General features: G+C 56.8%; 25 protein-coding genes and 1 tRNA gene. 13 read left to right on the top strand and 13 right to left on the bottom strand.

What is annotated here, in order from left to right; all coding sequences use genetic code 11:
* Positions 1-57: 57 nt before the first annotated feature.
* On the bottom strand, positions 58-672 hold the full coding sequence (locus Q3Y58_RS15100; RefSeq protein ID WP_319622804.1) for a J domain-containing protein: 615 nt from the start codon (positions 670-672) through the stop codon (positions 58-60).
* Between the two features lie 125 nt (positions 673-797).
* On the opposite strand from Q3Y58_RS15100, the gene Q3Y58_RS15095 reads away from it, so the two are divergent.
* A complete protein-coding gene (locus Q3Y58_RS15095; RefSeq protein WP_274217478.1) occupies positions 798-1,058 on the top strand; it encodes a BolA family protein in 261 nt (86 codons plus the stop codon).
* A gap of 75 nt (positions 1,059-1,133) precedes the next feature.
* Here the strand turns inward: Q3Y58_RS15095 and Q3Y58_RS15090 are convergent, their stop codons facing one another.
* Genes Q3Y58_RS15090 through Q3Y58_RS15080 form a run of 3 tightly spaced genes read right to left on the bottom strand, consistent with a single transcriptional unit; the run spans position 1,134 to position 4,185 of the window.
* Positions 1,134-2,435, bottom strand: a complete 1,302-nt coding sequence (locus Q3Y58_RS15090) for an HlyC/CorC family transporter (RefSeq protein WP_274217477.1) — start codon at positions 2,433-2,435, stop codon at positions 1,134-1,136.
* The gene (aroB, locus tag Q3Y58_RS15085) at positions 2,432-3,565 is read right to left on the bottom strand and encodes a 3-dehydroquinate synthase (RefSeq protein WP_274218283.1); all 1,134 of its coding nucleotides are present in this window, start codon (positions 3,563-3,565) and stop codon (positions 2,432-2,434) included. The genes Q3Y58_RS15090 and aroB overlap by 4 nt, the downstream gene beginning before the upstream one ends.
* The gene (locus tag Q3Y58_RS15080; RefSeq protein WP_319622803.1) at positions 3,553-4,185 is read right to left on the bottom strand and encodes a shikimate kinase; all 633 of its coding nucleotides are present in this window, start codon (positions 4,183-4,185) and stop codon (positions 3,553-3,555) included. Before Q3Y58_RS15080 ends, aroB begins: the two co-directional genes overlap by 13 nt.
* A 210-nt stretch (positions 4,186-4,395) precedes the next feature.
* Between Q3Y58_RS15080 and Q3Y58_RS15075 the strand changes: the two genes are divergently transcribed.
* Together Q3Y58_RS15075 and Q3Y58_RS15070 are read left to right on the top strand one after the other, a co-directional pair.
* A complete protein-coding gene (locus tag Q3Y58_RS15075; protein WP_274217475.1) occupies positions 4,396-4,530 on the top strand; it encodes a hypothetical protein in 135 nt (44 codons plus the stop codon).
* 6 nt (positions 4,531-4,536) lie between these two features.
* The gene (locus tag Q3Y58_RS15070; protein WP_274217474.1) at positions 4,537-5,466 is read left to right on the top strand and encodes a site-specific tyrosine recombinase XerD; all 930 of its coding nucleotides are present in this window, start codon (positions 4,537-4,539) and stop codon (positions 5,464-5,466) included.
* Between the two features lie 57 nt (positions 5,467-5,523).
* Here Q3Y58_RS15070 and Q3Y58_RS15065 read toward each other — a convergent pair.
* A tRNA-Leu gene (locus Q3Y58_RS15065) sits at positions 5,524-5,610 on the bottom strand.
* A 199-nt stretch (positions 5,611-5,809) separates the two neighbouring features.
* On the opposite strand from Q3Y58_RS15065, the gene Q3Y58_RS15060 reads away from it, so the two are divergent.
* Together Q3Y58_RS15060 and Q3Y58_RS15055 are read left to right on the top strand one after the other, a co-directional pair.
* Positions 5,810-6,388, top strand: a complete 579-nt coding sequence (locus Q3Y58_RS15060) for a YqaA family protein (protein ID WP_274217473.1) — start codon at positions 5,810-5,812, stop codon at positions 6,386-6,388.
* 10 nt (positions 6,389-6,398) lie between these two features.
* The gene (locus Q3Y58_RS15055; protein ID WP_274217472.1) at positions 6,399-6,932 is read left to right on the top strand and encodes a disulfide bond formation protein B; all 534 of its coding nucleotides are present in this window, start codon (positions 6,399-6,401) and stop codon (positions 6,930-6,932) included.
* A 93-nt stretch (positions 6,933-7,025) separates the two neighbouring features.
* On the opposite strand, the gene ppa is transcribed toward Q3Y58_RS15055, so the two are convergent.
* On the bottom strand, positions 7,026-7,565 hold the full coding sequence (gene ppa / locus Q3Y58_RS15050; RefSeq protein WP_274217471.1) for an inorganic diphosphatase: 540 nt from the start codon (positions 7,563-7,565) through the stop codon (positions 7,026-7,028).
* A gap of 136 nt (positions 7,566-7,701) precedes the next feature.
* On the opposite strand from ppa, the gene Q3Y58_RS15045 reads away from it, so the two are divergent.
* Both Q3Y58_RS15045 and Q3Y58_RS15040 read left to right on the top strand, forming a co-directional pair.
* Positions 7,702-8,274: a hypothetical protein gene (locus tag Q3Y58_RS15045; RefSeq protein WP_319622802.1), complete on the top strand. Its 573-nt coding sequence runs from the start codon at positions 7,702-7,704 to the stop codon at positions 8,272-8,274.
* A gap of 321 nt (positions 8,275-8,595) precedes the next feature.
* Positions 8,596-8,985, top strand: a complete 390-nt coding sequence (locus Q3Y58_RS15040; protein WP_413697832.1) for a DUF2794 domain-containing protein — start codon at positions 8,596-8,598, stop codon at positions 8,983-8,985.
* A gap of 8 nt (positions 8,986-8,993) precedes the next feature.
* On the opposite strand, the gene Q3Y58_RS15035 is transcribed toward Q3Y58_RS15040, so the two are convergent.
* The 4 genes from Q3Y58_RS15035 to Q3Y58_RS15020 all read right to left on the bottom strand — a co-directional run bounded on the left by Q3Y58_RS15035 (position 8,994) and on the right by Q3Y58_RS15020 (position 13,701).
* A complete protein-coding gene (locus tag Q3Y58_RS15035) occupies positions 8,994-9,308 on the bottom strand; it encodes a hypothetical protein (protein WP_274217469.1) in 315 nt (104 codons plus the stop codon).
* Positions 9,309-9,423: 115 nt separating this feature from the next.
* Entirely contained in the window at positions 9,424-10,179 is a 756-nt protein-coding gene (locus Q3Y58_RS15030; protein ID WP_274217468.1) for a Bax inhibitor-1/YccA family protein, read from the bottom strand.
* A 256-nt stretch (positions 10,180-10,435) separates the two neighbouring features.
* Positions 10,436-13,000 carry an ABC transporter permease gene (locus Q3Y58_RS15025; RefSeq protein WP_319622801.1) on the bottom strand — a complete coding sequence of 855 codons (2,565 nt, stop codon included), beginning with the start codon at positions 12,998-13,000 and terminating at the stop codon, positions 10,436-10,438.
* On the bottom strand, positions 12,997-13,701 hold the full coding sequence (locus Q3Y58_RS15020) for an ABC transporter ATP-binding protein (protein WP_319622800.1): 705 nt from the start codon (positions 13,699-13,701) through the stop codon (positions 12,997-12,999). The genes Q3Y58_RS15025 and Q3Y58_RS15020 overlap by 4 nt, the downstream gene beginning before the upstream one ends.
* Positions 13,702-13,822: 121 nt before the next feature.
* On the opposite strand from Q3Y58_RS15020, the gene Q3Y58_RS15015 reads away from it, so the two are divergent.
* The 3 genes from Q3Y58_RS15015 (at position 13,823) to thpR (ending at position 16,418) form a co-directional block, all read left to right on the top strand.
* Complete coding sequence (locus Q3Y58_RS15015) at positions 13,823-14,482, top strand: arylesterase (RefSeq protein ID WP_413697831.1); 660 nt, start codon at positions 13,823-13,825, stop codon at positions 14,480-14,482.
* A 147-nt stretch (positions 14,483-14,629) separates the two neighbouring features.
* Positions 14,630-15,682, top strand: coding sequence for an aldo/keto reductase (locus Q3Y58_RS15010; protein ID WP_319622799.1), 1,053 nt, complete (start codon positions 14,630-14,632; stop codon positions 15,680-15,682).
* 199 nt (positions 15,683-15,881) lie between these two features.
* Complete coding sequence (gene thpR / locus Q3Y58_RS15005; RefSeq protein ID WP_319622798.1) at positions 15,882-16,418, top strand: RNA 2',3'-cyclic phosphodiesterase; 537 nt, start codon at positions 15,882-15,884, stop codon at positions 16,416-16,418.
* 11 nt (positions 16,419-16,429) lie between these two features.
* Here the strand turns inward: thpR and Q3Y58_RS15000 are convergent, their stop codons facing one another.
* Complete coding sequence (locus Q3Y58_RS15000) at positions 16,430-16,672, bottom strand: hypothetical protein (RefSeq protein ID WP_274217463.1); 243 nt, start codon at positions 16,670-16,672, stop codon at positions 16,430-16,432.
* Between the two features lie 114 nt (positions 16,673-16,786).
* Positions 16,787-18,454: an acyl-CoA dehydrogenase family protein gene (locus Q3Y58_RS14995; protein ID WP_413697834.1), complete on the bottom strand. Its 1,668-nt coding sequence runs from the start codon at positions 18,452-18,454 to the stop codon at positions 16,787-16,789.
* 156 nt (positions 18,455-18,610) lie between these two features.
* On the opposite strand from Q3Y58_RS14995, the gene Q3Y58_RS14990 reads away from it, so the two are divergent.
* From Q3Y58_RS14990 to Q3Y58_RS14980, 3 genes are all read left to right on the top strand, one after another.
* Positions 18,611-19,492, top strand: coding sequence for a YihY/virulence factor BrkB family protein (locus tag Q3Y58_RS14990; RefSeq protein ID WP_319622797.1), 882 nt, complete (start codon positions 18,611-18,613; stop codon positions 19,490-19,492).
* A 356-nt stretch (positions 19,493-19,848) separates the two neighbouring features.
* Complete coding sequence (locus Q3Y58_RS14985) at positions 19,849-21,894, top strand: methyl-accepting chemotaxis protein (protein ID WP_319622796.1); 2,046 nt, start codon at positions 19,849-19,851, stop codon at positions 21,892-21,894.
* 153 nt (positions 21,895-22,047) lie between these two features.
* Entirely contained in the window at positions 22,048-23,232 is a 1,185-nt protein-coding gene (locus Q3Y58_RS14980; protein WP_319622795.1) for an NAD(P)/FAD-dependent oxidoreductase, read from the top strand.
* 27 nt (positions 23,233-23,259) lie between these two features.
* Here the strand turns inward: Q3Y58_RS14980 and Q3Y58_RS14975 are convergent, their stop codons facing one another.
* A complete protein-coding gene (locus Q3Y58_RS14975) occupies positions 23,260-24,042 on the bottom strand; it encodes an alpha/beta fold hydrolase (protein WP_319622794.1) in 783 nt (260 codons plus the stop codon).
* Positions 24,043-24,337: the final 295 nt, after the last annotated feature.

Raw genomic sequence — 24,337 nt, 5'->3', positions numbered from 1 at the left:
CCGACCTACAGAGCTGGCCGGGTGGAAATTCCTAGGTCTCGGTGCGCAGCAGGGCGCTTAACACAGTCCAGCCTTTTTGAGGGTGTTGTAGGCTTGAATGATTTCTCGCAGTCGGTCCTCAGAGGACCGGTCACCGCCGTTGGCGTCAGGATGGTGTAGTTTTACTAGCTCTTTATAGCGCGATTTGATCTCTTGGCCACGGGCAGTTGTGCTTAAGTTCAAAGCTTCAAATGATCTTTTCTCAAGAGCGAGCACCTTACGTCGCGGTGCTTGGCGGTTGGCCCGGCCTGTTTGCGCTCCGTTGAAGAAGTCATGAGGATCGTCATAGGCGTCTTCATTCAACGTGCTGCGGCTGCCATCGCGCTGCGCCCCCGTAGCCGAATTGACCCCCATTTTCCAAGTGGGCCGGTGTCCGGTGACGGAATCCCGCTGATAGGTGCGCACGGTCTCGTCGTCCATGCCGGAAAAATAATTGTAGCTCTTGTTGTAGAGCCGCACGTGATCGACACAGAAGTGGAAGTACTGGCCTTCCCGGTCGCGGCCCTTGGGCGCACGATGGGTGCCGGGCTTGTTGCACCCTTCCCATTCACACTGCGGATTGCGCGCCTGTTGCTGGCGCTCCTTGTCCGGCTTGACGCGAATGCTATCGAAAAGGGACGAATTCAGCTTCATTTTCCGTCATTCACAGTTGCGTGGTGGTTATTGGTTCTGACGAAACAGAACCGACCTAGATAGAAGGAACCGACCATTTAAAGCAAGGCCTTGACCGCTCTTTCATCTCAGGGAATACAGGGTATATGAGCATGAAAGATACCATAGCAAGCAAGCTCACGGCCGAGTTTTCGCCTAAGCTGCTCGAAGTGATTGATGAATCTCATCTGCATGCTGGACATGCCGGATGGCGGGAAGGTGGCGAAACCCATTTTCGGATTCGCATAGTTTCCACAGCCTTCCAGAACCAAAACCGGGTTGCCATTCATCGTATGGTCAACAAGGCTTTGGCGGATGAGCTGGCGCAGAGCGTGCATGCTCTGGCGATTGATGCCAAGGCCGAGTGAGCCTCAGGTGTTTTTGAAAAAAATAAAGCGCTCAGACACGGGCTGAGCGCTTTTTTATTGGGGTCTGTTGGACGGTCAGGCTGACGCTGCAGCTTCGCGCGGCTTTGGTTTGGTGAGCGGCATCATGCGCAAGCGTGTGATGCGGTTCTTCTCGCGCTGAAGGACCGTGAAGCGGAATCCGTGGAAGGTGAAAACCTGACGTTCCTCAGGGATCATCTTGGCCTCATGGATTACCAGACCGGCGATGGTGGTGGCTTCTTCATCCGGCAGGTTCCATTCGGTCGCCCGGTTCAGGTCGCGGATGGGCACGGAGCCATCGACAATCACAGAGCCATCGGCCTGCGGGTTGAGGCCCGGCAACTCGATGTCGTGTTCGTCGGCAATTTCGCCCACGATTTCTTCAAGGATGTCTTCCAGCGTCACAAGGCCCATCACCTCGCCATATTCGTCGATGACCAGAGCAAAGTGGCTCTTTCGCTTCAGGAAGGCATTCAACTGGCTTTGCAGGCTGGTTGTGTCTGGAACGTACCACAGCGGGGTCAGCACCTTGGTGATGTCCAGCTTGCTGGTGTCGCCTTTTACGGCAGAAAGGGCGCGCAGCACATCCTTGGCGTGAAGCAGGCCGATGAAGTTGTCTGGTTCGTCGCGCCACAGGGGGATGCGGGTGTGGGTGCTGTTGAGCACTTCTTCCACCAGCTCTTCGGCAGGCATGTCTGCATTAAGCGCAAACAGCTTGGTGCGGTGGATCATGACATCCGAGACTTCCAGATCCACCAGATCAAGCACACCGCCAATGCGGTCTTTCTCGTCCTTGACCAGTCCGCCTTCCAGGTGCTGCAGATCCAGCGTGCCGCGCAGCTCTTCATGCGCTGACAAAATGGAGGCGTCATCGCCCACATTTACGCCAAGCAGACGCAGCAGGTTGCGAACAATGACCTCAATCAGCGCAATGATGGGGCCGAACAGGGCCACGAGCGGGCGCACAATTGGAGCCACCGCGGTGGCGAACTTGTCAGGATTGGAAATGGCCCAGGTTTTCGGCAGTACCTCGGCAAAGATCAGGACCATGAGGGTCATGATCAGGGTGGCGTAGGCCACGCCCGCATCTCCAAACAGCTTCAAGAGGACCGAAGTCGCCAGCGCTGACGCGAAGATGTTGACAAGGTTGTTGCCGAGCAGCAGCGCGCCGATCAGGCGTTCGCGGGCCACGATGAGCTTGGAGACAATGGCGGCTTTCCGGTTTCCTGATTTCTCCAGCTGATGCATGCGCGCACGGGATGCGGCCGTGAGCGCTGTTTCCGAGCCCGAAAAGAACGCGGACATGAACAGCAGCACGATAATGCAGGCTACGGAGACCCACAGGGGAAAATCGGTCATTGAGCTAGTTGCTCCTCCAAAAACGCGCGTAGGGGCTCTGGGTCAACAGCCTTTTCCTGAAATGACTGTCCGATGCCGCGGGCCAGAATGAAGGTCAATTGTCCACGGCTGACCTTCTTGTCCTGAGCGATCAGGTCCATGAATGTGTCGAGCGGTGGGAGTTGACCGGGAATCTGGCGTATACGTGTGGGCAAACCGACTGTTTTCAAGTGGCGTTCGACCCGCTCGGCATCATCTGTGCTGCAAATGCCGAGTTTTGCAGAAAATTCGAAGGCCATGACCATGCCGATGCTGACACCTTCGCCATGGACGAGCCGGGTGCCGTCGTAAGCCACAGCGCCTTCGAGCGCATGGCCGAAGGTATGGCCCAGATTGAGGAGGGCGCGCTGGCCGGCCTCACGTTCATCAGCGGCGACAACGGCGGCCTTGGCGCGGCAAGAATGGGCGACGGCTTCGTCGCGTTCTTCTCCGCCGGCGAAGATCGCCGCGTAGTTGGTCTCCAGCCAGTCAAAAAACGGGGCATCGTTGATGAGGCCGTATTTGGCCACTTCCGCGTAACCTGCCCGGAACTCGCGCTCTGACAGCGTGTCGAGCACCGCCGTGTCGGCCAGAACCAGTGATGGCTGATGAAATGCACCGATGAGGTTCTTGCCATGGCGGGAGTTGATGCCGGTTTTGCCGCCCACGGAGCTGTCCACTTGAGAGAGCAGGGTGGTTGGCACCTGAATGAACTTCATGCCGCGGCGCACCACTGCGGCCACAAATCCGGTAAGATCACCCACAACACCGCCGCCGAGTGCGATCACGGCATCGCCGCGCTCCAGACGCAGGGCGAGAACGTCATCCACCAGACGCTCGAACATTTCGAAGCGCTTGGTCTTTTCGCCCGCAGGAACGGTGAGCGTGGTGCTGTCGATGCCACTGGCCTTGAGGCTGCTTTCCAGCGTCTTCAGGTGCAGCTTGGCGACGGTTTCATCGGTGACGATGGCCACACGAATGCCCGGAAGGCGGGCGGTGATCTCTTCGCCGGCACGCTCAATCAGATTGCGGCCTATGAGGATCGGGTAGGATCTGTCCCCCAGATCCACCTCAACGGTTTTAATTGGGCTTTGATCGGTCACGACTCGGATCCGTCTGTCTGTTCTGTCTCGGTTTCAGCCGGTGTCAGCGGGGGCAGGTTGTGCTCCAGAGCCTGAAGGATTTCCTCCATGACCGCCTCATGGCTCACATCGCGGGACCAGATGGTCATGTCGGCTTGCGCGTAAATCGGCTCGCGTTCGCTCATGAGCTTTTTCATGGTCGCTTCCGGGTCGGCTGTTTGCAGCAGCGGGCGGGTGGGCCGTTTGCGCACGCGTGCCATGATGATGGGCAGTTCTGCCCGCATCCAGACCGAAATGCCGTTGTTCTTGATGTTGCCGCGCGTCTCATCATTCATGAACGCGCCGCCACCTGTGGCAAGCACCTGTGGACCTTCTTGCAGCAAGCGGGCAATTACGCGTCTTTCGCCTTCGCGGAAATAAGCTTCGCCGTGCTCTGCGAAAATTTCACTGATGCTGCGGTCGGCGGCGACTTCGATTTCTGCATCCGCGTCAACAAAGGGCAGCGACAGATATTGCGCCAAACGGCGTCCCACTGTTGATTTTCCGCAGCCCATTATGCCGACGAGGACAATCGTTTTGCCATGGAGACGCTTAACAATTTTTGCAGCCCGTTTCTTTCGAGCTGCCGCCTTGTTCTCAATGGCGGTCACGCTGCACCCTCACCATATTCCTTACTCTGTTTGCTTTGACATTATAGAGGGGCACTCTGTCAAGAAGTGTTGCGCAACTGTGGGGGCAAGTGAACTTGATGTGAGTGGAGTAAACAGTCTATTTTCCAATTTCTTATAGGGTGTCCGCAAACGGGGCCGTGCGCCGGGCGCGGCGGCCTGACTTTCACGACGGGAGCTGACTGGTAAACCATGCCTACATTGACGCGTTTGTTGTCGTTCGTCGGCCTTATTGTGATTGCCGTTGTGTTGGCGATGTATGCGCTCTCCAACTTTGTTGAGCCGACACCGAGAGAAATTACCGTCACCATCGAGAAGGATTGGTAAGGCAGGATGCGGGCAAGCCGGGAAGTTGAAGCTTTCTTTGAAATGCTGGCCGTGGAGCGGGACAGCGCGTTCAACACGCTTGAGAGCTATCGTACCGATCTGGAAGACTATGACGCCTACATGGTGCGGGAAAAGCGTGAGCTGATCCATGCCACCACCGAGGATGTGCGCGGATACCTGATCGAGCTGTCTGACCGGGGCTTTGCCGCCTCGTCGCAGGCGCGCCGTCTGTCCGCGCTGCGCCAGTTCTACCAGTTCTGCTATGCGGAAGGCTGGCGGCAGGATGACCCCACCCGCACGGTAGCAACGCCGAAAAAAGCGCTCACCTTGCCGAACGTGCTGAGTGAAGAGGAGGTCGATGTGCTGATCGGCTTCGCTGAGGCGGAAGCGCAAAAGCAGCATGAAACCGATGCCAAGCAACTGCGCGCCGTACGCGTCTACACGCTTCTTGAGGTGCTGTATGCCACGGGCCTGCGCGTTTCCGAGCTGGTGTCGCTGCCTGTAACCGCTGCCCTGCGGGATGGCCGGTTGATCACAGTGCGCGGCAAGGGCAACAAGGAGCGGGCGGTGCCGCTCTCACAACGGTCGCAGGCGGCCATGGCAGACTATGTGCGGTTGCGCGCGGCCATGGGACGGTATGCGGACAGTGTGTGGCTGTTTCCAAGTCATGGAGAGAGCGGGCATGTGACACGTCAGGCCTTTGCCCGAGATCTGAAAGACCTTGCTGTGCGCGCCGGGCTGGAGCCAGCCAAGGTTTCACCACACGTACTGCGCCACGCATTTGCTTCGCATCTGTTGCAGAACGGGGCTGATTTGCGTGTGGTGCAACAGCTCCTTGGCCACGCGGATATCTCTACCACGCAGATCTACACCCACGTGCTGGATGAGCGTTTGAAGCAGATTGTCGAGGATTATCACCCGCTTGCGCAGATGTAACAGGTCGAGGCGCACCAAGGTGCGCTTACTCGATCTGATTTTCAGGAAGGTGCTTTATGGTGCCCCTGGCCCGACTCGAACGGGCACTCCGGTTAAGGAAACGGATTTTGAATCCGTCGCGTCTACCAGTTCCGCCACAGGGGCGGCTCCTCAAAGCTCGGTGGACTATAGCGAGAAGTTTTCGCAGGTCAACGCCCGGTTTGCAGCTAATCACAGCTAACCTTTTATTATTGGGGAGCAACTGCCTAATTTGGACAGTCAGGTGGGCTTTTTGTGGTACGGGGTTTTGCTGGGTCACGAACTTCGGCGTGACTTGAATTCGCAAAGGGGCTAAAGCCAAAGCATGATACGTCGACTTTATGACTGGACACTCTCGCTCGCTTCCGGGCCTCGGGCGCCCGCAGCGCTTGGCACCGTGTCTTTTGTTGAAAGTTCTTTCTTCCCCATTCCGCCAGACCTTCTGCTTGTGCCGATGGTGATCAGCCAGCGCTCCAAGGCGTGGTGGTATGCTTTCATTTGCACAGTCACCTCTGTTCTCGGCGGTGTTGCTGGCTACCTGATTGGCGCGCTCTTGTTCACACAGGTGGCGGAGCCGGTGCTGGATTTTTACGGCTATCTGGACAAGTTCCAGCAGTTTCAGGGTATCTTTGAAACATGGGGTTGGTGGTTTGTGTTCATCGCTGGGCTGACGCCGTTCCCGTACAAGGTGATTACCATTGCCAGCGGCGCGTTTGCGTTGAACCTGCCAATCTTCATAGTGGCAAGTGTGGTATCACGGGGACTGAGGTTCTTTGTTGTTGCCGGACTGCTGTACCTGTTCGGTCCACCCATTCGGACCTTCATTGAGAAGCGTCTGGGCCTTGTCTTTACCGTGTTTGTTGTAGTGCTGGTGGGTGGCTTTGCACTGATCAAGTTTATCTAGGGGCCTGCAAATGGAATTTGTATCCCGCTCATTTATGGTAGCGCTCACCTATCCGAAGCGCGTTTCGGCCGCGCTGGTGGCGTTCGGCTCCATTCTGGCGCTTGCCATGGCGTGGAGCTTTCAGCTCGCCGGGTATCTGCCGTGTCAGCTCTGTCTGGCGCAGCGGGTGCCATATTACATTGCCGCTGTATTGGCGCTTGCGGCGCTGGGCTTTGCGTTTACGGAGCGGTTCCGCTGGATGACCAGCCTGCTGCTTTTGGTTTGCGCGGGGCTGTTTGTTTACGGCGGTGGCATTGGCATTTATCAGGCCGGTGCTGAGTGGGAATTCTGGCTTGGTCCCAACGATTGCGGCGGGCCTGTTTCGTCCATCAATGATGCCTCCAACATGCTGACAGCGCTGAGCGAAACCCGTGTGGTGAGCTGCTCGGTACCGGCAATCCGGATTCTGGGGCTGTCCTTTGCCGGGCTGAACACGCTTTATTCCATCGGAATCACGTTTGTGGCGCTGTGCGGTGTTCTCCTGAGCCCGCGCAAGGCTGGCTGAGATCGCCTGAGGCAAGCAGCCTGTTTGAAAACAAAAAAAAGCCCGTCCGCAAGCAGTGTTGCGGACGGGCTTTTTTGATCCGGAACCGGCAGCTTACTTGTCGCCCTCGGCGTTGTAGCGCTCAATGGATTCCTTAATCAGACGCTTTGCTTCGTCGGCACCGTGGATGCCTGCAATACGAACCCACTTGTTCGGCTCCAGGTCCTTGTAGTGCTCGAAGAAGTGCTCCACCTGCTTGATGGTGATTTCTGGCAGGTCTTCGATGGACTTTACGTTTTCATAGCGACGGGTCAGCTTGGTGCTCGGCACTGCGATGATCTTCTCATCCTGACCGGACTCGTCTTCCATGATCATGACGCCGATCGGGCGGCAGTTCATGACAGCACCTGGAATGATTGGACGCTGGTTTACCACCACAACATCGATTGGGTCGCCGTCACCACACAGTGTCTTTGGCACAAAACCGTAGTTCCCTGGGTAGCGCATTGGGGTGTAGAGGAAGCGGTCCACGAACATGGCGCCGGACTCTTTTTCCATCTCGTACTTGATTGGCTCACCGCCAACAGGGACCTCAATGATCACATTGATGTCTTCCGGCGGATTTTTGCCAATAGGAATGCTTTCAATACGCATTTATGTATACTCCGATTTGAATTGGTGCCTGTATTGCAAGGGCTGCGGCGCGTTGCAAGCCGTTTTTAAGTGCTATTGCGACGCTTTGTGCGCTGACCTGCACCAACTCCATGGATTTTTTATGAACGGAGACTGGATGGTTCGATTTTCATTGAGGCCCGTGGGTATTTTGTTGTGTTTTCTCGTTTTTCCCACAGTGGCCTTGGCGGAGAACGTGCGCACACCGCTCGATTTCGCCAGCAATTGCCAGTTGACCAAGATATTTGATGGAGAGGCGGCGGCCGAGTGGATCTGTGAAGGATTTCAGGACATCCCCGTCTGGGTTTCCGGGGGATCCTCCAAGTTTTCTGTAAGTTATGGGGCAACCGCAGACAAGGAGCCCGCGGCTACACAAACACTGGAGCCCGATAATCGGCCAGGGCGGCAAGTGGAGTGGGTGCTGGAAGACGGCGAGCCGGTGGCTACCATTCTGCGCTGGATTACCCGCATCGATCAGAGCCTTGATCCGGCGGATGCCTATCGGGGAGAGGTGCTGGTCGTGACCCAGCTCGGCCAAGGGCAAACCTGCCATATTGGCTATGTGGATGCGTTGGCGAACCGGGACCCTCATCAGCTGGCGCGGGATGCGGCCAATCTGTTGGCGGGCATCTGGGATTGCTCGCAGTCGCCAAAGCTTTTGGGCCGTGGCGGGCGCTCTCTAGGGTTTTAGGGAAGTCAGAAAGAGAAGAAGTTCGGCCTCACCAGATCTTTTGAGGGGGGTATGGGGGCATCGTCAGGGAGACCTGGCGAAACCGAACTTTCATTGGCAACAACAAAAATATCGATTTTCAACGTGGCCTCTAAATGACTCAAATAAGTCAAAACTGAGATACTTCAGGGGTAACTTTCTGGCGTCTTTACGCTGGGTGAGTTTTGCCTGCAAAATGGTCGAGATGCGTGAAGCTTGCGCTCGGAGTGAGAATGGCGCAGTCTAATCCATTAGCACTGCATCTGCGGGGCATTTTGTGTTGGTTCTGGAGCCGGAGGCACCATGAGTGAAGGTGATGAAACTGTGATGACAAGCGGCGCTGTGATGTCTGTTGGGACGGGTGCCGCGCAAAACAGGAAACCGCACAAAGCAATCATTGCCTTCCATCGAACCGAACTTGACCTGATCTTGAGAATCTATGGGCGTATGGTCGCTGCCGGAGAGTGGCGCGACTATGCCATTGACCACAGCACGGAGAAGGCGGTGTTCTCCATTTATCGCCGTGCCAGTGAGATGCCGCTCTATCGGGTGGAAAAAGACCCAAAGTTGGCGCGCAAGCAAGGTGCTTACAGCGTCATCGGCGCAGGAGGCGTGGTGCTGCGGCGCGGACAGGACCTTGCCACCGTGCTGCGCGTTCTGGAAAAGAAGCGCCATTTGCGGGTGGTGGACTGATCCCTCTCTTAAAGATCTGGAAAGACGGATTTGACCATGGCGGCGAGTTTGGGTGCCATGGGGCGGGACTTTGGTGACAGAATGGTCGCCGCCGGGTCTGCGCCCTTGCGAATGGTGTAAAGAAACGGGAGCTGCAGGACAGCCAGCAAAAGCAGACCGAAGGCAAAGGCCGGATTGATGCCGGACAACAGAAACAGCCCGACAAAACAAAGTGCCATGACACCCCAGAACAAAGCCGTGGCCTTGCCAGGTGCTTCAGCGTGATAATCCCTGAAGCGATAAACAGCGCGGGCATATGGCGCGAACAATGGACCCCGAAACATTGTGGCGAAGCTCCTCCCTGAAGCGTTCTTGATGGTGTTGGCATGCCTATAAAAAGAGCCCGGAGTGGGGGCTCCGGGCTCTCTGATTTGGGCTAAGCCCGTTCGGACGTGAGGATTACTCGCGGTTGCCGAACAGAGACAGCAGCATGATGAACAGGTTGATGAAGTCCAGGTACAGACGCAGCGCGCCCATGATGGCCTTCTTGCCTGCGGAATCCGCGCTGTCGGACGCTGCATACATTTCCTTGATCTGCTGGGTGTCGTAGGCGGTGAGGCCTGCAAACACCAGTACGCCAATCACGGAGATTGCGAACTGCAGGGCGGAAGAGCCCAGGAAAATGTTGACCACGGACGCGATGATGATGCCGATCAGACCCATGAACAGGAAAGAGCCCCATGCGGAGAGGTCTTTCTTGGTGGTGTAGCCGAACAGGCTCAACGCGCCGAAGGAAGCAGCGGTGATGAAGAACACCCGCGCAATGGAATTGCCGGTGTAAACCATGAAGATCCACGACAGGGACAGACCCATGAGGGCTGCGTAAATCCAGAACGTGGTCTGAGCAGCGCTGGCGCTCATTTTGTGAATGCGGGCGCTCAGGAAGAATACAAGACCCAGAGGAGCCAGCATCACAACCCAGCGCAGGGGAGTGGTGTAGATTGCGGCACCAAATGCGGTCAGCTGGCCGGTAGCCCCGTCGATTGCCATGTTAAAGCTTGCCAGCGCAACCAGACCGGTGATCGCAATGCCAATTGCCATGTAGTTGTAAACGCGGAGCATATGGGCGCGCAAACCAGCGTCATAGACGCCTGCATCGGCGCGTGCGCCGGCCATACCAAACCGCTGCGTGTTATTGCGGTCGAAGGTCGACATTTTGCAAAACCTCTCTTTTGGTTCCTAAGGACGAGTGCGGACACTCAGATAAAACTACTCTGAAATATGGTCGCAATGAGGGCGTAAAACAAGAGAAATCGACCTTAAATTTTCGTCACCTTGCTGATTTTAATGGTGGTTCCCAAAAGTTTGAGGGGATGCGTAGTCTAAACGTAAATATAAGTTATTTCATTCGAAGTGTTTTGGGTGTGGTGGCACGGCTGTAGTCTTTCTACAGTCGTGCCGATAACTTGATTTATAGATTTCTTAGTACTGGGGCGGGTTTTTCTCCAAGAACTCGCCATGTTCCCAGTAAGCCAAACCCAATAGTGAAGACCAGAGCGCCAACAACAGCGGCAAGTGCCGTGCCCGGAAGCATAGAGAACTCACCGCCCATGATATCAACCATGACGAATCGGGCAGCAAGGCTTCCGGCCAGAAGCGAGAACAAGGCTGTGGCGAGGCCGAGCAGCATGTACTCTGCCAGATAGGCATAGACCAAGCGGCCGCGCGTGGCACCGAGGGTCTTCAGGATCACAGCGTCGTAAATGCGGTTGCGGTGACCTGCGGCCAGTGCGCCGCCCAGTACCAGAACGCTGGCGATGAGCGTGATGGAGGACGCACCACGCACGGCCCAGGACAGCTGGCCCACCAGATTGTTCACCTGCGCGATGGCGTCCTTCACGCGAACGGACGTGACGGTTGGATAGGCCTGTGTGACCTGCTTCAACAGCTCCAACTCGCGTTCCACGGTTGGGTTGTCGTCCCACGTGATTGTGGCGAGGTGAGTGTGTGGCGCGCCGGCGAAGGTGTTTGCCGAGAACAGCATGACGAAGTTGATTGACATGGAACGCCAGTCCACCGTACGAAAGTTGGCGATTTCTGCCGTGATTTCCCGGCCGAGTACGTTGACGGTGACTGTGTCGCCGACCTCAAGGCTAAGGTTGCGACCGATTTCCTCAGCGAAGGAAACCAGTGGCGGGCCTGAATAGTCTTCCGGCCACCATTCTCCATCCACCACCTCGGAATTCTCCGGAAGGGTGTTGGAATAGGTGATGCCGCGATCGCCGCGCAACACCCAGCCATCATCTGGCGGCGGAGGCACTTGGTCCGACGGGATGCCGTTCAGCGCTGTAATGCGACCCCTCAGCATCGGCACGGTGTCCAGATTGCCCTCTGGGGCCTGTTCTGAGACGAAGGAGAGGAAGCCGTCCTTCTCGTGGTTCTGAATGTCCACGAAGAAGAAGCTGGGCGCATCCTGCTCCGCCGTTTGCGTGAGGGTGCTGCGCAGATTGCCATCAATAAGGGCGAGGGCGACGAGCAAGGTCAGGCCAAGACCCAGTGACAGAATGACTGACGGCGTGAGTGCGCCAGGCCGGTGAAGGTTGCTGATGGCCAGACGCCACTCGGTGGAGCGGACATGAGGGGTGCGCTTTGCCGCCCACATGATGAAACGGGCAACAAGAATGAGCAGAACATAGGCACCGATTGCTGCAACCAGATAAAGCATGGCGATGTTCTTGTCGTAGGCGAGAGCCAGAGCGAGAACAGCCAGAACGGTCAACGTGCCAAGCATGGCGAAGACGTAGCGCTTCTTCGGGTAGCGATTTTTGTGGCTCACGCTGTCGCGAAACAGCACGGTTGGCGGCACGTCATGGGCCCGGCCAAGTGGCCAGATGGCGAAGGCCAGAGCTGTAAGGCCGCCGTACAGCGCGCCAAGCAGCAACTCAAGGGGGTAGATGCCAACGCTGGCACCGATGGGCAGCACGGGTGCCAGCAAGGTGAGGGCGATGAGCGGTATGATGGCGCCGAGCACCAAGCCCACCAAAATGCCAATGCCTGCCAGTGCCATGATTTGCACCAGATAAATGCGGAACACGAAACCACCGGAGGCGCCGACACACTTGAAGCTGGCAATCACCTCGCGTTTTGTGTCGAGATAGCTGCGCACGGCATTCGCCACACCCACACCGCCCACAACAAGAGCCGTCAGGCCGACGAGGGTGAGGAACTGGGCAAAGCGCTGGATATTGCGCTGGAGCTGGGGCGAAGCGTTGGCGCGCGATTGTATGCGCCAACCGGCGTCTGGAAAGGCTGCCTTTGCCTCTTCAATCACGGAGTTCAGAGCGCCATCTGTCTCCAGATCTGGCAGCTTGATGCGATAGTGAAAAGTAACGAGGCTTCCCGGCTGGATGAGCCCTGCGGCCTCCAAGGCCTGCGGGGCTACCATGAGGCGCGGGCCAATGGCCATGCCGTTGCCGAGACGGTCTGGCTCCAACTCGATGGTATCAGCAACGCGAACCTGAATGCGGCCCACGGAGATGACATCTCCAACCTCGATGTTCAGCCGGGCAAGCAGGGCAATGTCTGCAACGCCGTTCCAAAGGCCATCCTGCGCGTTGGTGTTGAGCACAGAGTGGAGCGGTTTGCCGCTTCCAAGGACCGCTTCGCCATATAGGGGGTACGCGCTGTCCGCCGCTTTCAGCTCGATAAGGGTTTGCTCTCCCTTTTCCGGCTGGCGTGCCATGGCTCGCAAGGTCGCCACCTCGGACATCTGGCCGAGACCTTCCAGATAGGTGCGTTCGATGTCAGTTGCCTGACGATGGATGAGAGAGAAAGACAGATCGCCGCCGAGAATGGATTGGCCTTCCGACGCGATGCCTTCGGTGAGGGCGCGAGACACGGAAGCCACACCGGAGATGGCCATGACGCCAAGGGCGATACAGGCGATGAAGACGAAAAAGCCTTTCAGTCCGCCGCGCATTTCGCGCAGGGCGAACCGGGCTGCGAGCTTGAAGCCGGGTGTGCTGATTGGTTTCATGCGGAGGCCTCACGCAGCTGCGGGATCCGCTCTTCGATCTCGCCGGAGCGAACGGTGACTTTGCGCTCGCACTTTTCAGCAAGGGACGGGTCGTGGGTCACCAGGATCAGCGTCATGCCGCGCTCGCGCTGGGCGGTGAACATGAGGTCGATGATCTGCTGGCCGGTGCTTTCATCCAGGTTGCCTGTCGGTTCATCGGCGATGAGGATGTCAGGATTTGCCACTAGGGCACGGGCAACGGCAACGCGCTGCTGCTCGCCGCCGGAGAGCTGGGTTGGGTAATGGTTGACGCGGTCGCCAAGGCCAACGGCGGTCAACTCCTTACGCGCGCGCTCGAACGCATCTTTATGACCGGCGAGTTCCAGTGGTACCGCCACGTTCTCAAGTGCTGTCATGTTGGGAACGAGGTGGAACGACTGGAAGATGATGCCGACATTCTGGCCGCGAAAGGTGGCAAGGGCGTCTTCACTTAATTGTGAAAGGTCCTGACCTGAAGCGATGACCTTGCCTTCATCGACTCGTTCGAGCCCTGCCATCACCATGAGCAATGTGGATTTGCCCGAGCCTGAAGGGCCGACCAGACCAACCGACTGGCCCTTGGCAATGCTGAGGTCAATTCCCTTGAGAATGTGAACCCTTCCAGCACCTTGGCCTAGGCTGAGGTGCACGCCTTCAAGCGTAATAGCAGGTTGGTTGGTCATGTGTTGGCCTCGGTTGCGTTCTGGTATCCGGTAAAAGTGAGATTTAAAGTCTTGCTAAGTACTCAGCAGATACGACATATGGGAGGTGTGCAAGATACTGTCCAGTATTCAAGGTTGTTCCATGCGATCCCGCAATGTTTTTCTCCAGTTGGTCGCGCTTATGGCTTTATGTGTTGCCTCCACAATTTCTGCCAAGGCCGAAGACACAATAAAACTCGTCGCTTTTGGTGACAGTTTGACAGCGGGATACCTGCTGGCTCCCGAAGATGCTTTCCCGGTTCAACTTGAAAAAGCGCTGCGGGCAAGAGGGCACGACGTAACCATCGTCAACGCAGGCGTGTCAGGTGATACCACCTCCGGCGGGCTGTCGCGGCTCGATTGGTCAGTAGGCGAAGACGTGCAGGGGGTTATTCTGGAGCTGGGGGCCAATGATGCGCTGCGCGGCCTCGACCCTGCAACGACGCGGGCCAACATGGATGAAATGGTTCGGCGCCTGACCGAACGCGGTGTGAAGGTGCTGGTGGCCGGGATGCTGGCGCCCCGCAATTTGGGGGAAGAGTACGCGGAGCTTTACGATCCCATCTTTCCGGAGATCTCCCAGAAGTATGAGGCGCTGTATTATCCCTTCTTCCTTGAAGGGGTTGCGGCAAACCCCATGCTGAACCTCGCCGATGGGTTGCACCCGACTGGCGAAGGTGTCGCGGTGATCGTAGAAAACATTTTGCCATCCGTTGAAAAGCTTATAGATCAGATCAAGGCTGAGCGTGCTTCAGCAGAATGATCACTTTTCCTCCGGCCATTGAACGGCGCGCTGCGCGCTGGGCATACCACGCCGGTTGGATCGGCACGGAGCGATCCGGCACCGTGCCGCATTAAAACTCCAAGAGAAAACGACGTCGTTCTGATCTGCAGAACATGAGGGGATACTATGGACTTTCGAAAACTGGGTCGCACGGACCTGAATGTGAGCAGCCTGTGTTTGGGCACCATGACATTCGGCGAGCAAAACACAGAGGCGGAAGGCCATGCGCAAATGGACTACGCCCTCGATCACGAGATCAACTTCTTCGACACGGCCGAGCTCTATTCAATCCCGCCAAAGGCCGAAACCTGGGGCCGGACTGAAGAGATCATCGGCAGCTGGTTCAAGGCACGTGGCAACCGGGACAAAGTGGTCCTCGCTACCAAAGTGGTTGGCCGCTCCGGCATGCAGTGGTTCCGCAAGGACGGCAGTGACACCCGTCTCAATCCGCAGCAAATGCGTGAGGCGCTTGAAGGCAGCTTGCGCCGCCTCGGCACAGACTATATCGACCTTTATCAGCTGCATTGGCCAGATCGTCCAGTTTCCCAGTTCGGTGCCAACCCGGCAATCTGGGGCAACCCGCAGCCGTCAGAGGACGAGACGCCGATCCATGAGATCCTTGAAGTGCTGGATGGCTTCGTCAAGGAGGGCAAAGTGCGCCACGTGGGCCTCTCAAATGAGAGCGCTTGGGGCACCATGAAGTTCGTTCATGAATCAGAAGCGCGTAATCTTCCACGCGTTCAGTCCATCCAGAATGCATACTCGCTGATCAATCGTAAGTTTGAAGTGGGTCTGGCGGAAATTGCACAGCGCGAAAACGTCGGCCTCCTTGCTTACTCCGCTTTGGCTCAAGGCTACCTGACCGGCAAGTACAGAAATGGTGCGCTGCCTAAGGGATCTCGCAAGCAACTGTTTGAACGTATGGGCCGTTACGAAACCCCGGGTGCTGGAAAAGCGATCGAAGCGTATCTGTCGCTGGCCGATGAGCTGGGCATCGATCCATCGGTCATGGCACTGGCCTTTGCACACACGCGCCCGTTTGTGACTTCGGTCATTCTGGGAGCAACCACCATGGAGCAATTGCAGGTGGATGTGAGCGCTGCGCGCTTTGAGATTTCAGAGGAGCTGGAAGAACGGCTTAATAGCATTCATCTGGTGCACACCAATCCGTGCCCATGATTTGAACCAGTTAGTCAAATTAACGTGAGCGTTAGGGCCGGAACCGAAGAGGTTTCGGCTCTTTTTTGTGGGAAACCCGCCAAAGCTGGTTTTCTAAATGCTGTTTTGAATCGGAGTCGCGAGCCTGTGATTTTTCTCTTGTACAGCTGAATCGAACGTGCTCAAAATTTTGGTATCGGCGTTAGCGGAGGGTTTGACCATGCCCCGACTGTTCACCGGCCTTGAGATTCCATCTCAGACCAGGCTCATGCTAACAATGCTCCAGGGCGGGCTGAGAGGTGCTCGCTGGATAGACTCCGAGAACTATCACATCACGCTTCGGTATATTGGTGATATCGATGATCAGCTGGCCTATGAAGTGGCGGCGGAGCTGTCACGTGTCCGCCGCGATCCGGTGGAGATCCGGCTGACGGGGCTTGGATCCTTCGGGAATGGAAAGCCACACGCTGTCTGGGCCCGTGTGGAGCCATCGGCTGAACTTTACGAAATGCAGGCAGAGCAGGAGCGTATTCTGCAGCGGCTGGGGTTGCCCGCAGAGCGCCGCAAGTACAAGCCGCATGTGACGCTGGCGCGCCTTCGAGGCACCAGCTCGGTAGATGTGGCCAACTGGCTCAGTCTGCGCGGGAGCTTCCAGGCCCCCTCGTTTCAGGCCTCGCGGTTCGTACTGTTTTCGTCCAAGTCCAAGATTGGTGGCGGTCCGTACGTGGTTGAAGAGGCATACCCTTTGGCAGCCTGAAGCCGCTAGCCTCAGGTTTCAAACGGGATCAGGCCGCGCGCTTCCTTGAGGTGCGGCCATTCCTCAAGCTCGCAGCAGAGCTGGGGGATCTCCTTAAGCTCGGATGTGGCCGGGAGGGGTTCCAACACGGATGCGCGCGCGGGCGAAAACTCTTTAAGCGCGCTCTTGGGCTGTTCTAGCGGGGTTAAAGTGCCCGCTTGTGTGGCGGCGGCGAACAGCAATGTGGCAGCAGCACCCATCGCGTAGGCATACATGTGACCCCTCCCGTAAAAATTGATTAAAATTTTAAATAAAAATGTAAGGGTACACAAATGAATTTATTAAAACAGAGTTAACAACCCTGTGGGGAAATTCCGCTTGGGTAAGGGTCAGGCGAGGAAGCGGCGCGCAATCACGTGCGCCTGTATCTCCGCGGCACCTTCAAAGATGTTCAAGATGCGCGCGTCGCAAAGCAGCCGCGAGACCTCATACTCCAGCGCAAAACCGTTCCCACCGTGAATCTGAAGGGCATTGTCCGCTGCTGCCCAGGCAACGCGTGCGGCGAGCAACTTGGCCATGCCTGCTTCCAGATCACAGCGGGCACCGCTGTCCTTCTGTTCTGCGGAATGGTAGGTAAGCTGGCGCGCAATCACGATTTCAACGGCCATCATGGCGAGCTTGTCTGCAATGCGCGGAAACGCGATGAGCGACTTTCCGAACTGCATTCTTTCTTGGGCATAGCGTAGGCCGACCTCCAACGCGGCTTCGGCCACACCAACGGCACGGGCAGCGGTCTGAATGCGCGCGGCCTCGAAAGTTTGCATCAACTGCTTGAAGCCTTGGCCTTCTTCATTGCCAAGAAGATTGTCAGCCGAGACGGCAAAGTCATCGAAGGCGATTTCATATTCCTTCATGCCCCGATAGCCCAGCACCTCAATCTCACCGCCCGACATGCCTTGTGCTGGGAAAGGGTCTTCATCGGTCCCGCGGGGTTTTTCGGCGATAAACATGGAGAGGCCTTTGTATCCGCTCTCCTGCGGGTTGGTGCGGGCAAGCAGGGTCATGATATCGGCGCGCACCGGGTGGGTGATCCAGGTCTTGTTGCCGGATATGCGCCAGTTGCCGTCTTTTTTTACCGCTCGGGTTCTGAGGGAGGCGAGGTCGGAGCCGGTATTGGGTTCGGTGAAAACTGCGGTTGGCAGTATCTTGCCTGAAGCAATGTCGGGTAGCCATTTTTGCTTTTGCTCAGGGGTGCCGCCACTCAGAATAAGCTCTGCGGCGATTTCTGATCTGGTGCCGAGGGAGCCGACGCCAATGTAGCCTTTGGAAAGCTCCTCAGACACCACGCACATGGCGATCTTGCCAAGGCCCAGTCCGCCATATTCTTCGGAAATGGTAAGCCCGAACACGCCAAGGTCCGCCATCTTTTCAAGCACGGAGAGGGGGATATAGGCATTCTCCAGATGCCAGGTGTGGGCGTGTGGGGTGACTTCAGCATCGCAGAAGCGGCGCATCTGCTCACGGATCTGCTCGGAAGTCTCATCAAGGCCAGAGGCACCAAGCATATGGGCGCTGCCGCGCTCTTGCATGAGAGCCACAAGGCGCGCGCGCAGTTCTGGCGTGCTGCCCTCCGCAATAAGCTCTTCCAGTGCCTCGGTTCTGTAGCCTTGAATGATTGGCGCAGTCAGCCCGAGGTCCAAAGGGCGAAGCATTTCACCCTGACTCATGGGAAGCCCGCCGAAAACCTGCGCTGTGTATTCGCTAAACCCGATGGCGATGATGATGTCTTCCAGCTCGGTCAATTGCTCGGCGGCCACAAGTTTCTCATGAAAGGCCAGCAGCTGGCGAAGCGCCTCAATATAGGTTCCGAGCCATGCGATACCGTGGGCCGCGCGCTGGTGCTGTTCCAGCAAAAGGGAGTTGATCTTGCCGTCCTCTGTGACTTTTGCGCGAACGGCCTGCTTGGCGTCTTCAAAAAGAGCAGTTAGGCTTGCAACGGCAACCTGCCGACGCCAATGCGATGTGTTCTGCGGGTTTGCCAAGAGGTCTGCAAGTATCGCCAAGGGGATCTCCCGTGCCTGCTTGTTGTGGTGCGGTGCAACGGTACGCCTGTCAAACTCCTGTGCAATGCCCTAATAGTGGCATTCCAATTTCTTGCGGGCGGACCCTATTGGGTTTGGTGGTTATGGTGGAGCTGGTCGGAAAAAGCGCTGATGGAGATCATGGAACAACCGGGACTATTGCGACGGATCTATCGAGTGCTTGCAGATGCCATTGGTCATTTTGCCAATGACGACGGCTTTGCCGTGGCGAGCCATGTTGCGTTGTCCGGCTTGCTGGCGCTGTTTCCCTTTCTGATTTTTGTCGCAGCGCTCTCAGGTTTCTTGGGGCTTCAAGATGTGGCGCAGCAGGCTTCTGAGCTGATTTTCGATGCTTGGCCCAAAGAAGTCGCGGGGCCTGTTTCGGGAGAGATCCAAAGCGTGCTGACACAGCCGCGTGGAGACCTTCTGACGTTCGGTGTCATTGTCACGATCTGGTTTTCTTCCAATGGCGTGGAGGCGCTGCGTACCGCGCTGAACCGGGCCTACCGGGTCAAGGAGAGCCGCAACTGGTTTTACTGCCGCCTGCAATCCATCGTGGTTGTTCTGCTGGGCTCTTTGGTGCTGGTGGTGTTTACGGCGCTGATCATTCTTGGGCCGCTGATTTGGAACACTGTGGTGGACCACGTACCGGTGCTGCAGGAATTCGGTTATCACGCGAGCATCATTCGATATGGTGTGACCTCAATCCTCTTGGTGGTTGCCCTGTTTGGCGCGCATGTGGTGCTGCCCGCAGGGGAGCGAACGGTGACTGATGTGCTGCCCGGCGTTGTGATTACGCTGGTGCTTTGGATCGCCTCCGGCTCCGCCTTTGGTGCATATCTGGCGCGGTTCGCCAACTATGTGTCCACCTACGCGGGCTTGGCGGGCGTCATGACGGCATTGATCTTCCTTTATCTGACGGCGGCCATTTTCATTCTGGGTGGGGAATTTAATGCCGCGATCATGCGCCAGCGCAAAATCCGAAACTGGAAACAATCCGCCTTGGCGGAATAGACGTGCCGGATCTGCCTTTACGAAAACGTTTGCGCAGTTTGAGCCGTGTCGCCATGTATTTCCTTCGAGGAAGAAAATTTTCAGAACCTTCTACCTCTAGGTAATGATTCTTCACGTGCTAACAGAAAAGTAAGTGCCTTGTTTAGTTTCGGTGAGGGTGCCGATTTTGACTTGATATTCAGGATTAAAATACCAAGGCGTTTTCATATTAACTGCGTAAAATATTAGAAATGTGCGTTCCAGGGGCTTTTGGGGCGCACTTTGTTTGGACTCTCTAAACCCTTTTGCTCTGTAATTTACCCCACAAAATTACGTATTCAAAAATACCGACTTCTTGTCGAGGGGACAGAGCTGCAATGGTCAACTTCAAGGGGATCTTCCGAAAGGGCGGAGGAGCGGAAGCCTCCGGTGTTACGAAGCCGGGGCTCGGCGCCAAGCTGAGCCTCAGGGTGCGCATTCTGGCGCTCTGCGGCATCATGGTGATCGGCTTCGGTGTCATTGGTGGCGTTTTCGTCTGGTCGCAATCTCAGTTGAATGCTGCTTTCGAGCGCGCAGGTGCGTACTCCGGTCTGTCGTCTGCCGTGCGGGATGTGGCGATCATTGCTGGCGCTCTTGAGGCCTTGCAAAAAGAGTACGAGCTGCTGCCCGGCGAGGCGCAGAAGGAAAAATTTGATCAGCTCAGCGCCATTGCCAAAGAGCGACTGGAAGACATCCGCTCTTTGCCCGTTGCGTTGGATTACACCCTTGAGGTGAGCGATGCCCTAGACACCTTGGCGGGCATCAATGGTGCATTCGAGATGATGCATCAACACCAGATGATGCTGGGCTTTGATGGGGATACCGGCCTGCGCGGCAGCATGGCTGCCAGCCTCTCTGAAGCGACACGCGTGCTGAAATCTGCCACGCGGCGAACGAAAGATCCGCTGGCGCTGCGCCTGATTGGCTCTCTGGGGGACATCCAGAGCGCAGAGAGCGGCTTTATCTTGAATGAGGCCGACACCTATCTCGGTGATATGGAGCTGGCCTATTCGCGCTTTGACCGCACCTTGCCACGTGTGGAGTTGCCAGCCGACAAGGCGCAGGTGATAGAAGCGGGCGTTAAGGCCCACCGCGCAGACTTTGAGCAGTTGACGGAGCTGACCATCAAACGGCGTAGCAGCTCAGAGCTGCTGGCCAACTTGTTTGACCTCTTGCCGCCGCGACTGGACGCCTTGAAGGTGGCGGCAGAAGAGGGGGCGGCTGCGGCGGGAGCGCAGTTGGCCAAGACCACCCAGACCACGCAGCTTCTGGTGGGCTCAGCCATTGTGGCAACGGCCATTGCCGCGCTGCTCGCCGGGCTGGTGATTACCTCCAGCATCATGCGGCCTCTGCAGAGCCTGCGCATTGTGATGAGCAAGCTGGCCAAAGGAAACACGGAAACGGAGATTCCGCTTCATCAAGGCGGGCGCGAACTTGCCGCAATGGCAAACACGCTGCATGTGTTCCGCGATAGCCTGATTGAGCAACGAAAGCTTCAGGAAAAGCAATCTCTTGAGAACCGAAGCCGGGAAGAGCGGTCGCAGCAGATCGACAGCTTCATTGCAGCCTTTGAGCAATCCGTTGCTGCCTCTTTGAGCAGCTTGCACACCGCCGCCGAAGGATTGGGGCAGGCCTCAACCGAAGTGGAAAGCGCAGCGGATAATGTGTTGCAACAAGCTGACTCGGCTGGTCAGGCTGTGGGCAGTGCGGCTCAGAACGTTTCAAGCGCATCAGCGGCGACCGAGCAACTTGCCATGTCGATCAATGAGATTGCCAAGCAAGCTGAAAGCTCAACCCGGGTTGCGGGGCGCGCGGTGCATGGTTCCAAAGCCACAGAAGAAACCATGACAATGCTGAGCGATGCAGCTCATCGCATTGGTGAGGCGGTAGGGCTCATTCGTGACATTGCCAGCCAGACGAACCTTCTTGCGCTGAACGCCACCATCGAGGCTGCGCGTGCCGGCGAACACGGCAAGGGCTTTGCCGTTGTGGCTTCGGAAGTGAAGAATCTCGCAAATCAAACCAGCCAGACAACGGAGGAGATTGCGGAGCAGGTGGAAGCCATCCAGCAGGCCTCTGGCAATGCGGTGACGGCGATACAGGAGGTGGGTGCGATCATTCAGGAGATGAATGAGATGACCGCCGCTGTTGCGGCCTCCGTTGAGCAGCAGAACGCGGCTGTCCAATCCATCTCGGAGAATGTGGCCAGCGCCACGCAAAGCTCCCATCTGGGTGCAGAAGCCATGCATACGGTCTCCGAGGCGTCTGGTACTGCCCGTGCGACCGGTGGCAGTGTGTCCCAATATGCTGCCATGCTTTCCGAGCAGGCGGACAGTTTGCAACACGAAGTCAGTGCCTTTCTTGAGAAAGTGCGCGCGGCTTAAGATCAAGTCATCAACAACAGAGATGCTTGGGGCACCCCTTCGAAAGGAGGGGTGCCCTTTGTTTGCCACGATTGTCAAATCACCTTAAGACCAAGTTAGAGTAGTTTTTCGTGCTCGAACGGCAGAGCGCGGAGGACCGGCCAGGAGATCTATATGACTGAAAAGATTGTGGTAGTTGGAGCAGGGCAAGCGGGCAGTCAGGTTGTCCAGACGCTGCGCCAAAAAGGGTTCGAGGGAGACTTGGTCCTGATTGGCGATGAGCCTCATTTGCCGTATCAGCGCCCGCCGCTCTCGAAGAAGTTCCTGAAGGGTGACGTTGGTGAGGAGACTCTCTATCTGCGCCCCAAGGAGTTTTATGAGGTCAACAAGGTTGAACTGATCTCGGGCGATCCAGTTGTTGCTGTTGATCGCCAAAAAAAGGTGCTGGAACTGAAAAGTGGCAGCTCTGTTTCCTATTCCAAGCTTGTCTTGACCACCGGAACCAAAGCGCGCGCACTCCCGATTGAAGGTGCGCAGCTCGATGGTGTCCTTTCTTTGCGCGGCATTGCTGATGTTGAGGCGCTACGGCCTTTGGTGGCACCAGGCAAAAAGGTCGTGATCATCGGCGGCGGGTACATTGGCCTTGAGGTGGGTGCAGTCGCCAAAGACCTGGGCCTTGATGTGCGCATCGTGGAGCTGCAAGAGCGGCTGTTGAAGCGCGTCGTTTCGGATGATGTTGCCCGCTTCTTTCATGAGTTGCACGAAGAGAAGGGCGTCGCGTTTCACTACGGTGTTGGTGTCGAGCGCATTGAAGGGGATGGCCGAGCAGAAGCCGTTGTGCTTTCTGATGGCACGCGCCTTGAATGCGACTTTGTGCTCTCAGCCGTTGGCGCAATGCCGAATGATGCACTGGCCGAGGCCGCGGGCCTGGAGACGGATGATGGCATTATCGTGGATGGTCACGGGCAAACCTCTGACGAAGACGTGTGGGCCTGCGGTGACTGTGTGCGGTTCTTCTCGCAGCGCTATGGGCGATCCATCCGGCTTGAGAGCGTTCAAAATGCCATTGATCAGGCCAAGACAGTTGCCGCCAGCCTGATGAATGAAGCGCCGGACTATGACCCGCTGCCGTGGTTCTGGTCAGATCAGTACGACATCAAGTTGCAGATTGCAGGCCTGTCTCATGGCTATGAGGAGGCGATTACGGTTGGATCGCCAAAGACCGGCAGTTTCTATGTGGCCTATCTCAAGGATGGAAAGTTGGTGTGTGTGGACAGCATCAACCATCCGCGTTCCCACATGATGGCGCGCCGGGTCATGGGCCAGGACTGGCATGAGGACTTGCTGCCGCCAGCTTGAAGCTGGCGGCCCTGCTTTTTGCCTCGATCAGCGGACGGCTTCGCGGATGACGCGGAGCACTTGATCGGAAATTTCAAGATGAACCATGTGGCCGACGCCTTCAAAGATGTGCTTCGCGATGGTGCCCGGCGCATTATCCGCATGGCTTGGCGGGAGAACCCGGTCTTGCGTGCCCCAGACCAAGGACATTGGCAGCGGCAACTCTCCAAGCTGATCCAGCGGAAGCACGCCCTGAGTCTCCCCATCAAGAAAGGCATCGCTGATGATTTTGAGCACGTCTAGGGCCCCGGGCCGGGCGCGCTGCTCCGCCACATATTCCGGGAGTTTGCGCGGGAGCTTGTACTCATAGCCGTAGAACTGCTCCAGCAGAGGGGCTTGTTCTTCTGCGGTTTGGGCCGCCGCATAGCGGCGCAGCAGTTGGGCGTTGATTTCCGGCCCAAAACCGCCTGGCGCGAGCAATGTCAGGCTGGCCACTCGGTCTGTGGCGCGCAGCGCAATGAGCGAAGCGACAGCCCCACCCAATGAGTGCCCAACCAGGTGAAAGCGATCCAGCGCCAACGCATCCAGAGATTGATTCACTGCCTTGGCGGCGACGACCGCATTTCCGACCTTTGGCCAGTCGAGTGCTTTTCCATGGCCCGGTAGGTCGAAGGCTATGCTGCGATGTTTATTCTCAAGATTGAGTTGAATATTACTCCACGTGAGCGCGTCGCTGCCGAACCCATGCAACAGAACGACAGGGGCTTGATCTTTCGGACCTTTTTCAACGTAAGGCAAACAGGTGGGCGCTTCGGCGTTAACCTCTGACAAGATTTTCTCCCAATATCTTAAGTAGTTCTGCCTGCAAGATACAGAAGCCACGCAAGATTGATAGAAGGAATTGGTCTAGGTCGAAGGGGGTGAGAAGGGGCTTACTCAACGTTCGAAATGCGCAATGCAGCTGGGTAATATTTTAGTAAATTGCTAAGTTATTATCACCCGGTATTTCCGGGAGAATACGGTGTTTGGTATTGCGCTGTACATTAGTTTTAAACTAGTTTCCGTTAATCCTTCAAACGTTCGCGATAGAAGAAGTTCGGAAGCCGGTTGGCGAGAACTAACTCTG

Origin of the sequence: Nesiotobacter zosterae (genome assembly GCF_033843645.1) — a bacterium.
Lineage (GTDB): Bacteria > Pseudomonadota > Alphaproteobacteria > Rhizobiales > Stappiaceae > Pseudovibrio > Pseudovibrio zosterae.
This window is presented reverse-complemented; position numbering and strand designations above follow the sequence as displayed.